Consider the following 12,389-nt stretch of genomic DNA (forward strand, 5'->3'; position numbering starts at 1 on the left):
CGGCATCGGCCTCACGCAGGAAGCCGATGATCTGTTCCTCGGTAAAACGCTTCTTCACGTCCAATCTCCTTGGGTTGCGGGATTGGACTCCAAATCGCCGTGCTACTCAAAACCGGGGGGACGTCGCCGCGTTGCCAAGATGGCCTCTGGAAGCATGGCAATGGTTGGAGGCGCGCTGGCGTACACGAGTGCACTACGGATGTGGGACGCAGTTAGGGATGCTCTGAACAATTCCTCGGCGACAATAGCGCAAGGTTCGACGGATGACGACGATGCAGCTGAGCTTCGGGGACGCGGAACACACGGGCAAGCGGAAGAAGACGCGACGCGAGATCTTCCTGGCGGAGATGGAGCAGGTTGTGCCGTGGAACGCATTGCTGGCGCTGATCGCACCGCACTACCCGAAGATGGGCCAGCGTGGCCGGCAACCGTACCCGCTGGCGACGATGCTGCGCATCCACTTCCTGCAGCAGTGGTACGCGCTGAGCGACCCGGGCATGGAAGAGGCGCTGTACGAGATGCCGGTGATGCGCCGCTTTGCCCGCCTGAGCGGGCTGGACACCATCCCGGACGAGACCACGATCCTCAACTTCCGCCGGCTGCTGGAGACGCATGATCTGGCGCCGCAGCTCCTGGAGCGCGTGAACGCGCACCTGGCGCGCAAGGGCCAGAGCCTGAAGGCGGGCACGATCGTGGATGCGACGATCATCGCGGCACCGAGCTCGACCAAGAACAGGGACGGCGAGCGCGACCCGGAGATGCACCAGACGAAGAAGGGCAACCAGTGGCACTTCGGGATGAAGGCGCACATTGGTGTGGACGAGGAATCGGGCCTGGTGCATCACGTGGAGTGCACGGCGGCGAACGTCAATGACGTGACACAGGTGCACAAGCTGCTGCACGGCAAGGAAGATACGATCTGCGGCGACAGCGGCTACACCGGCGCGGACAAGCGCGAGGAGCTGCAAGGCGTGGAGGCTGCGTTCTGGATCGCGGAGAAGCCATCGAAGTTGCGAGCGCTGAAGAACATGCGCGAGCGCAAATACGCCGAGCGCTGGGAGCACTTCAAGGCCAGCCTGCGGGCGAAGGTTGAGCACCCGTTCCGGGTGGTGAAGCGGCAGTTCGGTTACACCAAGGTGCGCTACCGCGGCTTGGCGAAGAACACGGCGCAGGTGCTGACGCTGTTCGCGCTGTCGAATCTGTGGATGGCGCGGCGACGTCTGTTGCTGCCGACGGGGTAAATCCGTCTGTTGGACGGGGAAACCCGTCGAAAAGCGTCAGAAACGGCGCAAAATCGATCATATCGAGGTCGACTTGGCGCCTTGACGCTGAAATCCAAGCATCAGAGCGCTTTGATCAGACCTTCCTTAGCTGAAATTGCGAGAGCTTTGGAGCGGCGTCAAAGTGGGGATCTCAGGCGCCCCCCACGTAGGAGTCGCTCTTAAAAAAACGTGGCCGTTGACGATGATAGCTCAGGTTGTCCGCCCAGTTGCGAAGGCAACGCGCCGCAAAGCTGCTTCTTTTTCTTGAGGGATAGCAAAATGGAAAGTTGCGATTGAACGCGGGTTACCTGTTGGTTCGCCGACGGGGGGAGGAACGTTTGAGCTTTGGCCGCGCGGCCAGCAACGGGCAGTGCTTGTCCAAGAATTCGGTCATGTCGCTTCGTCGCTGCAGTACTCCGGAGGGAATCTCCACCTGAAGCTTCCGCGCAATGGAGACCGCAAAGTAGATTTGCGCACTTGTAGGTGGCTTGAGATCCCAATCCAGGCAGTCAGCGAGAACGGGGAGCACTCGCATGCTCAGCCGCTCGCCGAACGACTCTCGCTCAGGATCATGTTGCAGTCGGGACCATTGTTCTTGTATCGACTCTAGTAGCCCCGGAGTTGCGTCGAGAGCAATCAGGAGGTCGCAATCAGGATCAATTAGGAGCAGGGCCATGGCAAGGCTCGAGCGATACTTATAAGTAGTCTACTTATACAGTGGTAGCGATAGAAGTAGCCTGAGAACAATGCTCTGCTGTATGCAGCAAGACATTCAGGCCCGACAACTTGGCTTGGCAATTCGCGCCGTGCGTTCAGCTAAAGGCTGGAGCCAAGAGCAATTTGCCGATTCGATCTCAATGCACCGTGCTTACTACAGCGCGATCGAGAGAGGTGAGAAAAACATTACTATTGCGACTCTCAGCAGACTGGCCGTCGGCCTGGGTGTGAGGGCACACGAGCTTCTACGCGACGCTCAGCTGTAAGCGAGAGAGCAGAAGGCGATGACCCCCAACTTTCGTGTCATCTGAGCCTAGCTGACGCGCGGCTCGGCTCTGGCCCACTCAACCGCTGCGCGCCTAAATTCTGCACTGAACTCCCTTTGCTTTGACACGGACACTCGTCAAGGCCTCGGTTAGCCTTCTCGGGGTGCCGGTGAATACGGGGGGGAGCCCGGGTAATCGCTAACGACCCGGGGCTGGAACAATTCGCATTCGATCAAAAAGACAGTACTCAGTAAGGGCGAGCGATGACGGATGTGCTGAATGCGGCCGTTGCTTGGCCACTGCGCCTCATTCTGTCTGCTGATGTTGGTTTATGCGATGACTACTTCCAGGCCCTAGAACGGCGGTGAACGTTCCGATTAGGGTGCGTTATCAGGGGTAGGGCGGGGGTCAGCTTCTGGCCTGGGATTCAACCGCTCAATGCGGCCATCTGGTGTGCAGGTCATCTATTACGAAGCGATGCGAGTGCCTCCCTGTCACTGCTGGATGTTCGGCCCAGTGCGGATGGTCGCTAGGCAAATTATCGTGGCCGTGCTCGATTTCTTCAGGATCTGCTTTTGGCCATGAGCGCCATGCCGCCGCGAAGCCGACGATGGCTAGACAGGCCAGCGCACCTATGGCTATCGGCATTCCCCATTTCGCACCGACCATGCCTGCAAGCTGATAAGCAATCAGCCAGCAAATATGCGATAGCGAAAATTGCGCAGCGAACAAAAATGGCAGATCTGCGGAATCAGCGGAACGGCGAAGCAAGCGACCTCCGGGGGTGACCAGCCCCGCGTAAGCCACTCCGAGAAGTACCCAGCTTGGTATGACCACAAGCCAATTGACGGCTCCATTCAGTCCAATCCAGATTCCCAGAAGGCAGGCCAGCACCGCGCACATCAATCCGGCAGCCGAGAGCATGACTCGTCGATCTGAGACCTTGTCCAGAAGCCTCGGCAGAAGCATGGCGATGGCCATCGATCCGATACCAAAAGCAGCCAGCGCCCAGGCGACTTCACGCTCACCACCTTGAAGGACGCTACGCACCACAACCACCGTGTTGACGAAAACCAACGATCCGCCCGCAGCAGCGACAAGGTTCAGTGCCAGCAGACCACGCAGACGCGGTGTGCGCAGGTAGATGCGCATTCCTCGAATGGCTCGCGTGTACGGTCCCTCATCTCCTCGCTTGGCGGCGATCAAGGGAAAGACGGTTGAGAAAACTAGTACCGCGGAGAGTACGAAGCCAACAGAAGTCCCGGCAAATAACCCATGGAAACTGATCAGAGTAAGCAACGCCGCAGCCAACGCAGGGCTCAACAGACTTTCAAGGTCATACGCCAAGCGGGAGAGCGATAGTGCCTTGGTGTAGTCCTTCTCATCCTTGAGAATCTCTGGAATGAGTGACTGGAAAAGGGGAGTGAAACATGCGGAGGCAGATTGCAACAGCGCAATCAGGATGTACACCTGCCAGATTTCGGTGACGAATGGCAGGGTAAGAGCAGCCGCGGCGCGGGCCAGGTCAAGTGCGATCAAGACTGTCTTTCGCAATGCTGGAGGCACTACGGCCGCTGAGACTGGGGCGAGTGTCACATAGACGATCATCTTGATCGCCAGTGCTGTCCCGAGCACGGCGCCAGCTTCGGCACCGGCTAGGTCGTAGGCCAGCAGGGCCAATGCAACCGTCGCCAGGCCCGTGCCCACCAGAGCTACGACCTGGGCGGCAAACAGGTTCCGGAAGCTTGAGTTCTTCAGAACGTCGATCATGGAAGGAATCTCGAGAAGTGCATGCAAGGAGATAGAGCGGGACCAGCTGGGTCCCGCTCGCTCTTTCAAACAGATTACTTCTTCGCCGCACCCGCCTTTTGAGCATCACAGGAGGTCTTCAGCGCCTTGGTGGCCGAGTCATTGAGATTGACGTCGTACCTGGATGTATCAGCCAACTGCTCGCAGGTGGTGGGCTTAGGCTTCTTCACTACCGCTGCGGGAGCCGGGGTGGGCTCATGCAGGGCAGGGTCATGCGCGACTGCAGCTCCGGAGGTGGAGGCTGCTGCGAGGAAGCAAGCTACGAGAACATTGCGGATCTTCATGGGTAACACTCCGGAAAATGCGGTGTACACACCGCGGGTTGAAATCAAGTGTGGGGAGATCAAGGGCGATACAGGTCAGCCTGGAAACCGACGACTTCGACCGAAACGTCCACCGGTGTGGTGCCACGGTTCTGCCAGTACCAGCCGTGCGTCCCATCGAAGGGGGCAATGAACGTGCCTTCGGCTTGGCTCTGCGCGGCTTCGACTGAATAACTGGTCCAAGCGCCCTTAACGTCCGGGCGCTCGCCGTGCATATCCACGGCCACGTCGCCGGTAGCTTTCCAACGGTAGATAGCGCCGGCACCCTGCTTGAAATGTGCTTTTACTTCGGCGCCCTTGCCCGGCTCCAATGTCACGGTAAGCGTGTCCGTACGCACTGGACCTGCAGAAAGTGAGTTTGCAGCGGCATCGAGCGTCTGCCCCTTGTTCTCACCAAAAGCAGCTTTGGCCTTTTCGGCCAACGTCTGGTTGGCCTCGTTGTTGGAACCCGTGACAGGCGCGGCGGCAACTGGCGCATCGTCCGCAGAAGTTTCGGCCAGCGTGGTCAGGCCCAACGCCCGACCGACACCGGTCGGGTCAATGCCGTACTCGGCAGGCATGACGGTAGTGACCAGTAGTACAGATGCCACGGCTGCGGCGATGAAGGTGGCGCGGACCAGACGGCCGGTGCTGGGAAGAGGCTGATTTGCAGTAATGGACATTGAATTATCTCGATCAGGAAACGAAGTAACCGGTGAGCTGGTAGCCGATGAGCAGGAAGCCAGCGGTCATCAACACGGCGTTGGCACCAAAGGCTTGACGGGCAAACATCGGCGAGCGGCGCCAGAAACCCATGACGATCAGGATGAACGCCAGAGCAAGAAGCTGGCCGATCTCCACGCCGACGTTGAATGCCAACATGTTGGCGACGAGGCCTTCCGGGGACAGTGAGAAGTCCTGGAGCTTGGTAGCAAGGCCAAGACCGTGGAACAGACCAAAAATCATCACCGCGGCTTTGGTGTTGGGCTGAAAACCGAACCAACGGCGGAAGGCGCCCATGTTGTCCAGCGCCTTATAGACGACAGACAAACCGATGATGGCGTCCACGATGTACGGATTGACGTGGAAGCCGCCCAGCACGCCGAGCAGCAGCGTGATGCTGTGGCCGATGGCGAACAACGTGACGTAGATGCCTACGTCCTTCATCCGGTACAGGAAGAACACCACCCCCAGCAGGAAGAGGATGTGGTCGTACCCGGTGAACATGTGCTTGGCACCAAGATAGGTGAACGCGAGCAGATTCCGGCCGGAACTCTCTTCGAGGAACGCGGCGTCTCCCTCGCTGACGCCATGGGCCACCGCAGCTGCTGTTGTGGTCAGCAGCGCAAGGCCTGCGAGTGCTGCCGCAGGTAGCTTGATGTTGCGCAAGAAACTCTCCTTTACTTTCGGAATTGAAGGAGCGCTCATGCGCGCTCCGTGTTGTTGAGGTCCCCATCGCGATGGATGAGGCGGTAGAGCGCCGGTAGCACCAGCAGGGTCAGCAACGTGGATGACACGATTCCGCCGATAACGACTGTGGCGAGCGGGCGCTGCACTTCTGCGCCGGCACCAACGTTAAGGGCCATGGGCAGGAACCCAAGGCTGGCCACCAGCGCGGTCATCAGCACCGGTCGCAGGCGCGTTATCGCCCCCTCATGGACGGCGTGTTCGAGAGAGGCACCGTCCTCGCGCAGCTTCTTGATGAAGCTGATCATCACCAAGCCGTTGAGGACCGCGACACCCGATAGAGCGATGAAGCCAACGCCCGCTGAGATGGACAGCGGGATTCCCCGCATCGCCAGCGCCAGCACGCCGCCAGTGAGAGCCAATGGCACGCCGCTGAAGACGATCGCGGCATCCTTGCCCGAGCCGAAGGCCATGAACAGCAGGCCGAAGATCAGCACCAATACCACCGGCACCACAATCGAAAGGCGCTTGCTGGCAGAGATCAGCTGTTCGAACGTGCCGCCATACTCGACCCAGTAGCCTTCTGGCATCGCCACCTCCGTACCGACGCGCTCACGCAGCTCCTCCACGAAGGAACCAAGATCACGACCACGAACATTGCTGGTGATCACCACACGCCGCTTGCCGTTCTCGCGACTGACCTGGTTCGGGCCTGGGGCGATTTCCACCTTGGCCAGTTGGCCCAGCGGCACATAGCCCCGAGCTGCTCCCTCGCTCGCAGGCAACGCGACGGGAAGTGACGCCAGGGTCTTGGGGTTCTCGCGCATGCTTTCAGGCAGGCGGACCACGATGTCGAAGCGGCGATCACCTTCGAATACCTGGCCGGCGGCTTCACCGCCCAGGGCCATGGAGATCGTCTTCTGTACCGCGTCGATCGATACGCCGTAGCGGGCCAAGGCATCCAGGTCAGGAGTAATGGTCATCAGCGGCAAGCCGGTGACCTGTTCCAGCTTCACGTCGGCATTGCCTTCGATGCTGCTGGCAACCTTTTCAATCTGGCTGCCGATGGCTGCCAGCTGCTCCAGATCATCGCCGTACAGCTTGATGGCCACCTCGGCACGAACGCCCGCGATGAGCTCGTTCATACGCATCTGGACCGGCTGCGTGAACTCATAGTTGTTGCCGGGGATGGCACGCACGGCCTTCTCCAGCTCGGCAATGAGTTCGGCCTTGGGCTTGCGTGGATCTGGCCATTGGCTGCGGTCCTTCAACATGATGAAGGTGTCAGCCACCGAAGGCGGCATCGGATCGGTGGCCACCTCGGCAGTGCCGATCTTGGCCACGACTTCGTCCACTTCCGGGAACTCCTTGATCCGAGCTTCCAGTTGCCGCTGCATGCCGATCGCTTGGGTCAGGCTTGTGCCTGGAATACGCAGGGCATGCAGCGCGATATCGCCCTCATCCAGATTCGGAATGAACTCAGTACCCAGTCGGGTCGCAAGTACGCCGGAAAGGACGATCAGTACGGCGGCGGCTGCCACCACCAGCTTGCGGGCAGACATGACCTTGTCCAGCAGCGGGCCATAGAAACGGCTCACCGCACGCATCGCGCGGGTTTCCTTCTCCGAGACCTTGCCCGTCACGAACTGGGCCACTGCCGCCGGCACGAACGTCAGCGATAGCGCCATCGCTCCGGTCAACGCGATGACCACGGTCAGCGCCATCGGATGGAACATCTTTCCTTCCACCCCGGACAGGGCGAAGATCGGGATGTAGACGGCGGCGATGATGAACAAGCCGAACAGGCTTGGCTTGATCACTTCAGCGCTCGCACTGGCAGCCAGCTCAAATCGCTCCTTGCGGGTGAGCAGGCGTCCCAATGCATGTTGTTGCTCGCCAAAGCGACGCAGGCAGTTCTCCACGATGATTACCGCACCATCGACGATCAGGCCGAAGTCCAACGCACCCAGGCTCATCAGGTTTGCCGAGACGCGGTTCTGCACCATTCCGCTGATCGTCAACAGCATGGTCAGTGGGATCACCGCGGCGGTGATCAATGCCGCGCGCAAGTTGCCAAGCAGCAGGAACAGCACGGCAATGACGAGCAGGGCACCTTCCAGCAGGTTCTTGCGAACGGTTTCGATGGTGCGATCGACCAGTTCGGTGCGGTCGTATACCGCGTGTACACGAACCCCCTCAGGCAAGGTCTTGTCGATTTCCTTGAGCTTTGCAGCGCTGCGCTGCGCGACTTCCCGGCTGTTTTCCCCGATCAGCATGAACACGGTGCCAAGCACCACTTCCTTGCCATCCTTGGTAGCGGCACCCGTACGCAGTTCGCTGCCTTCAAGCACTTCGGCAACATCACCCACCCGCAACGGAAGGCCATCGCGTGTGGCCACCACAATTTTCCGAAGCCCGGCGATGTCCGCCACCTGGCCGGGTACGCGGATCAGGTACTGCTCGCCGGATCGTTCGATATAGCCGGCGCCGACGTTGGCATTGCTGCGGTCCACCGCATCAAGAACGTCCTGCATGGTCAGGCCATAGGCCTGAAGCTTCGAAGGGTCGGGGGTGACGTGGAACTGCCGCACATACCCGCCGACGGTGTTGACCTCGGTGACTCCCTTGAGGTGGCGCATCTGCGGGCGGACGACCCAGTCCTGCAGCGTGCGCAAAGCCATGGGGGTCCAGGTGTCTTCTGCGCCGGGCTCTGCTTCGACCGTGTACATGAAGATTTCGCCCAGGCCGGTGGCAACCGGCCCCAGCGAAGGTTTCAGGCCAGAGGGCAGGGCAGAGGCTGCCTGTTGCAGACGTTCGGCAACCTGCTGACGGGCGAAGTAGATATCGGTTCCGTCTTCGAACACCACCGTGACCTGGGAAAGGCCGTAGCGGGAAACCGAGCGGGTGTACTCAAGCTTGGCCAAGCCGGCCAATGCCGTTTCAACCGGGAACGTGACGCGCTGTTCTGCCTCCAAAGGCGAGTAGCCGGGCGCTTCGGTGTTGACCTGCACCTGTACGTTGGTGATGTCGGGCACAGCATCGATGGGGAGCCGGTTGTAGTTCCAGATGCCAAGGCCACACAGCCCAAGCACAAGGAGCAGCACCAGCCATCTGTGAGCGATCGACGCTCGTATGATTCTTTCGAGCATGGCCGTTCCTTAGTGGTCGTGGCTGGCGCCAGACTTCTCGATGTCTGCGCGGATCAGGTAGCTTTGCTCTGCCACATAAGGTGTGCCGGGCTTCAGCCCGCCCAGTACCTCGACGTACTCGCCGTCCCTGCGGCCCAGCTCAAGCATGCGCACCTCGTAGGTGTCCTTCACCTGCGCGAACACGACGGTGAAATCGCGGAATCGCTGCAGGCCGGATTCCTTCACTGCCAGCGGCACTTCTTCGGAAGACAACGTCACTTCGGCCGCGACCGTCATTCCTGGCCGCCAACGACCATCCGGATTGGGAAGGCTCACGCGAGCGACCACGCTCTGACCGCTGGATGCCACTGGCAGCAGCGAGGCAATAGTGGATTCCACGGTGGTCTCGCCGGTCGCCGAGCGCACCTGTACCGCCTGGCCGGCCGCCAAGCGCTCGGCATCGGTGCCGATGGCCCGCAGGTCCACCCAGACCTCGCCCAGGTTGGCGATCTCGATCAGGGTGTTGTCGGCAGCCACATCGCCCACGTTGGTTGCACGCGTCAGCACGACGCCATCAAACGGCGCGGTCACGGCGTAGGTGCGCATGCTCTCGTTGCCTTCGATGGTGGCCAGAGTTTGCCCGCGCGCAACGCGATCACCCACTTGAACCTGCACGGCGCGGACGATTCCCGGGAACCTTGCCTTGATTGCAGCAAGACGGTTCTCATTCAATGCGACCGTTCCCATCAATTGAACGGTGTCGCGAATCGTGGCCGGGCCGGCGCTCTGGATGACAACGCCGGCATCCTTTGCCGCCTCAGCATCAATCGTGGTTCGGCCTTCATAGGAGGCGTAGGTCCAGCTATAGGCTTTGCCGCCGAGCGTGGCATTGACCTTCACGTCGAACGAATGCGGCTCCACGACCTCGGCACTCGCGGCCAGGTAGTCCTTCTCAGCCTTGAAGCTGAAGGCGTTGACCTCGCCATCGAGTCGCGTGACTTCCATGCTCGCGGTCACCCCACTTGGGGCGATCGGCTGGTTGTCCCGATAGGCATACAGACGGAAGTGCGGCGGCGTGTTGGTTTCGTACACCGTCACTTCGATGGCGACGTTGCCATCGCGCAGCATTCGGCCGCGATGCGGTCCGCGCTCGTAATCGGCGCCGGCAGCTGCCGAGGCTTCTTCCGCAGCGGGTTCAGTGCTCTGCTTCTCGCCACAAGCAGCGAGCATCAGTGGTAGCAGGATCAGGAATGCATAGCGCTTCATCAGGAGGCATCCGGAATGTGGGCGGTCAGGCGTTCAACCTCGACCAGAAGGGTGTAATAGCGAGCGGCCGCTTCGATCTCGCGTTCGCGCAGGTCGAACAACGTCTTCTCGGCTTGCGCGAGGGCCAGGAATGAGAATCGACCGGCTTCAAAGCCACGGCGCGTCAGGCTGACCGCCTCTTGGGCCTTGGGCAGCATCCGGGTGCGGAGCGCTTCCACTTCCGAGCGGGCTTGCTGCATCAACTGATAGCGATCGAACAATTGCTGGCGTTGTTCCAAACCTGTGGCTTGGGCGCGAGCATGCACAGCGGCCAGATCCGCATCGGCTTCAGCGACGGAGTAGGACGCGCGGCGTTGGCTTCCAAGTGGCAGGGAGAAGGACATCACCAGCCCCTGATCACCCGTAGCCTCCAAACGACGAACGCCAAGACTGACGTTCACATCCGGCTTGCCACTTGCAACTGCAATCCGACGACGAGCGGCAATAGACGCTGTTTCGAGCTGCGCAAGACGCTGTTGCGGTGTTTGCGGCAGGCGGCCGGCCAAGGTTCCGAAATCCGCGAGTGGGGGCAGGGTGTCCAGATTCGCGTCAACGGTATCGAAGTCCGGGGTTAGGGCTCCCCAGCTGGCAGCAAGACGTGCCTTGGCTCCCTGGAGGGCTTGAAGCGCCTGCTCGTGTTTCAGTTCGGCATCGGCCAACGTAATCTCAGCGGCCCGAAGGTCGGAGTCCGGATTACGTGCTGCCTGCACCCACCTGGCAACTTCTCTACACGTACTGTTCGCGTGGCGAACCCGCTCTTCGGCGTGTTCCACATGCTCCTGCGCGACAGCGGCCTGGATGAATCTCTGCGTGGTGCTATTGGTGATGTCGAGTCTGGCCACGCCTTCAGCGCCTCGCTGAAGGTTGATCTCGGCATCCCCCAATGCGGTGCGGGCATGACGCTTCCCACCCAGCTCTAGGACGCGCCCAATACGCAAGGTGGTTTCAGCTGAGTCAACACCGCTCAGCCCGCCGGTACCGGCCACGTTCTCAAAGTCGGCCCCCACTACATAGGGAGCAGGAAGGGCCTCTCGTTGTGCACGATTACGTACCGCCTCCAGGCGGGCGGCTTCGGCTTGGATTGTAGGATTTGCCTGGAGAGCGCGGGCAACCGCTTCTTCCAGGCGCAAAGGTTCAGCAGCGAAGCCGCACGGGGCAACGCTGCAGGTACCGACCAAAGTCAGTACCCACATGCAACGCAAATTCACGGAATCTTCTCCGATAGTTCGACGAATAGCGCAGCCGGCCACAAATTGCAGCCAGCACTGTCAGACCGCTACGAGGCGGCCGGATTCGTCAAACGATGGGAGGTCTGAAGGGACTGGAGGGTTGTTGCGAAGGACGCCAATGGACGTCGAGGGCAGGAACCGAGGTCTCGGGCGCGACTGTGGGCGCCCAATGACTGTGGTTCCAGAGGCTTACTGCACCGTTGGCATCAGCAGAGTGAAGCAGGGCGTGCGAGCCCTTGGCATGATCACGATCGGAATCCGAATCGTGATCGCCGGGGTGGTGGTGGCCATGCTCAGCAGCCGCCACAACCGCATGTTCTGTGGAGTGCAGGTCTCCAACCAAGTTCAACATCGGGCGCACCAACGAAACCAAAGCCAGCAGCGCAAAGAGGCTGACTCGGAGCAGATTGAAGGTGGCTGGGATGCGGAGCATTACAGTTAGCGTATATGGCTTTGGAGGCCTTTGTCGATACCCAAGTTGGAGCAGACACCCAGTCCAAGGCACGCTCATCTCCTTGGCTACTCGGACGGACATGGAAGTGGTTAGGGATGTTTATCGGGGGTAGGGAAGGCGGGCTTTCGATCCCATAGCGACGGAAGTTCGCGGCAATCTAGTCCGCGGTGAAGATCCGCTTTGTATCTCTTGGACTGCGGCTTAACATAACCGAACCCCATACAGTCAACTGTCGGAGTTCCATTGAGCTTTCTGAAGACACTCTCGATCGCCGGGTACCGCGGCTTCAATGAGCCTCGCTTGATTCATTTGGCCGTGCCCAAAGATCAGGGCGAGGGCAGTGGCCTAACGATCATTACTGGCGCCAATAATTCGGGCAAGTCCGACGTCCTCCCGTCTTCAGTAGCGGGGCTGTTTAGAGTCCGGTGCTCATCGTAGCGGTATTGGCCGCGAGTTGTCGTGCATAGGCGGCGGGCGTCAGGCCGCCGAGTGCTTTTTTCGGCCGCTCCT

General features: G+C 60.3%; 10 protein-coding genes. 3 read left to right on the forward strand and 7 right to left on the reverse strand.

What is annotated here, in order from left to right; all coding sequences use genetic code 11:
- Positions 1–272: 272 nt before the first annotated feature.
- The gene (locus tag MKP15_RS16770) at positions 273–1,241 is read left to right on the forward strand and encodes an IS5 family transposase (RefSeq protein ID WP_024868873.1); all 969 of its coding nucleotides are present in this window, start codon (positions 273–275) and stop codon (positions 1,239–1,241) included.
- Positions 1,242–2,020: 779 nt separating this feature from the next.
- The gene (locus MKP15_RS16775) at positions 2,021–2,245 is read left to right on the forward strand and encodes a helix-turn-helix transcriptional regulator (RefSeq protein WP_082592138.1); all 225 of its coding nucleotides are present in this window, start codon (positions 2,021–2,023) and stop codon (positions 2,243–2,245) included.
- Positions 2,246–2,680: 435 nt separating this feature from the next.
- On the opposite strand, the gene MKP15_RS16780 is transcribed toward MKP15_RS16775, so the two are convergent.
- The 7 genes from MKP15_RS16780 to MKP15_RS16810 form a co-directional block, all read right to left on the reverse strand.
- Complete coding sequence (locus MKP15_RS16780) at positions 2,681–4,015, reverse strand: MFS transporter (RefSeq protein ID WP_057505027.1); 1,335 nt, start codon at positions 4,013–4,015, stop codon at positions 2,681–2,683.
- 74 nt (positions 4,016–4,089) lie between these two features.
- Complete coding sequence (locus MKP15_RS16785) at positions 4,090–4,338, reverse strand: hypothetical protein (protein ID WP_082592139.1); 249 nt, start codon at positions 4,336–4,338, stop codon at positions 4,090–4,092.
- Between the two features lie 59 nt (positions 4,339–4,397).
- Complete coding sequence (locus MKP15_RS16790; protein ID WP_057505028.1) at positions 4,398–5,039, reverse strand: hypothetical protein; 642 nt, start codon at positions 5,037–5,039, stop codon at positions 4,398–4,400.
- Positions 5,040–5,052: 13 nt separating this feature from the next.
- Positions 5,053–5,700 carry a HupE/UreJ family protein gene (locus MKP15_RS16795; RefSeq protein ID WP_275692622.1) on the reverse strand — a complete coding sequence of 216 codons (648 nt, stop codon included), beginning with the start codon at positions 5,698–5,700 and terminating at the stop codon, positions 5,053–5,055.
- A gap of 80 nt (positions 5,701–5,780) precedes the next feature.
- Complete coding sequence (locus MKP15_RS16800; protein ID WP_057505030.1) at positions 5,781–8,912, reverse strand: CusA/CzcA family heavy metal efflux RND transporter; 3,132 nt, start codon at positions 8,910–8,912, stop codon at positions 5,781–5,783.
- 9 nt (positions 8,913–8,921) lie between these two features.
- Positions 8,922–10,157, reverse strand: coding sequence for an efflux RND transporter periplasmic adaptor subunit (locus MKP15_RS16805; protein WP_057505031.1), 1,236 nt, complete (start codon positions 10,155–10,157; stop codon positions 8,922–8,924).
- Positions 10,157–11,389 (reverse strand): TolC family protein, encoded by a 1,233-nt coding sequence (locus tag MKP15_RS16810; protein ID WP_240213489.1) that lies wholly within the window; start codon positions 11,387–11,389, stop codon positions 10,157–10,159. The genes MKP15_RS16805 and MKP15_RS16810 overlap by 1 nt, the downstream gene beginning before the upstream one ends.
- Before the next feature lie 277 nt (positions 11,390–11,666).
- On the opposite strand from MKP15_RS16810, the gene MKP15_RS16815 reads away from it, so the two are divergent.
- Positions 11,667–11,867: a hypothetical protein gene (locus MKP15_RS16815; protein ID WP_152983998.1), complete on the forward strand. Its 201-nt coding sequence runs from the start codon at positions 11,667–11,669 to the stop codon at positions 11,865–11,867.
- Positions 11,868–12,389 lie beyond the last annotated feature (522 nt).

Source organism: Stenotrophomonas sp. Y6 (assembly GCF_022436665.1).
Taxonomy (GTDB): Bacteria; Pseudomonadota; Gammaproteobacteria; order Xanthomonadales; family Xanthomonadaceae; genus Stenotrophomonas; species Stenotrophomonas acidaminiphila_A.

Coding starts and splice junctions, on each gene's coding strand:
- MKP15_RS16770 (WP_024868873.1), top strand. CDS start 273: ATGCAGCTGAGCTTCGGGGACGCGGAACACACGGGCAAGCGGAAGAAG.
- MKP15_RS16775 (WP_082592138.1), top strand. CDS start 2,021: ATGCAGCAAGACATTCAGGCCCGACAACTTGGCTTGGCAATTCGCGCC.
- MKP15_RS16780 (WP_057505027.1), bottom strand. CDS start 4,015: ATGATCGACGTTCTGAAGAACTCAAGCTTCCGGAACCTGTTTGCCGCC.
- MKP15_RS16785 (WP_082592139.1), bottom strand. CDS start 4,338: ATGAAGATCCGCAATGTTCTCGTAGCTTGCTTCCTCGCAGCAGCCTCC.
- MKP15_RS16790 (WP_057505028.1), bottom strand. CDS start 5,039: ATGTCCATTACTGCAAATCAGCCTCTTCCCAGCACCGGCCGTCTGGTC.
- MKP15_RS16800 (WP_057505030.1), bottom strand. CDS start 8,912: ATGCTCGAAAGAATCATACGAGCGTCGATCGCTCACAGATGGCTGGTG.
- MKP15_RS16805 (WP_057505031.1), bottom strand. CDS start 10,157: ATGAAGCGCTATGCATTCCTGATCCTGCTACCACTGATGCTCGCTGCT.
- MKP15_RS16810 (WP_240213489.1), bottom strand. CDS start 11,389: ATGTGGGTACTGACTTTGGTCGGTACCTGCAGCGTTGCCCCGTGCGGC.
- MKP15_RS16815 (WP_152983998.1), top strand. CDS start 11,667: ATGATCACGATCGGAATCCGAATCGTGATCGCCGGGGTGGTGGTGGCC.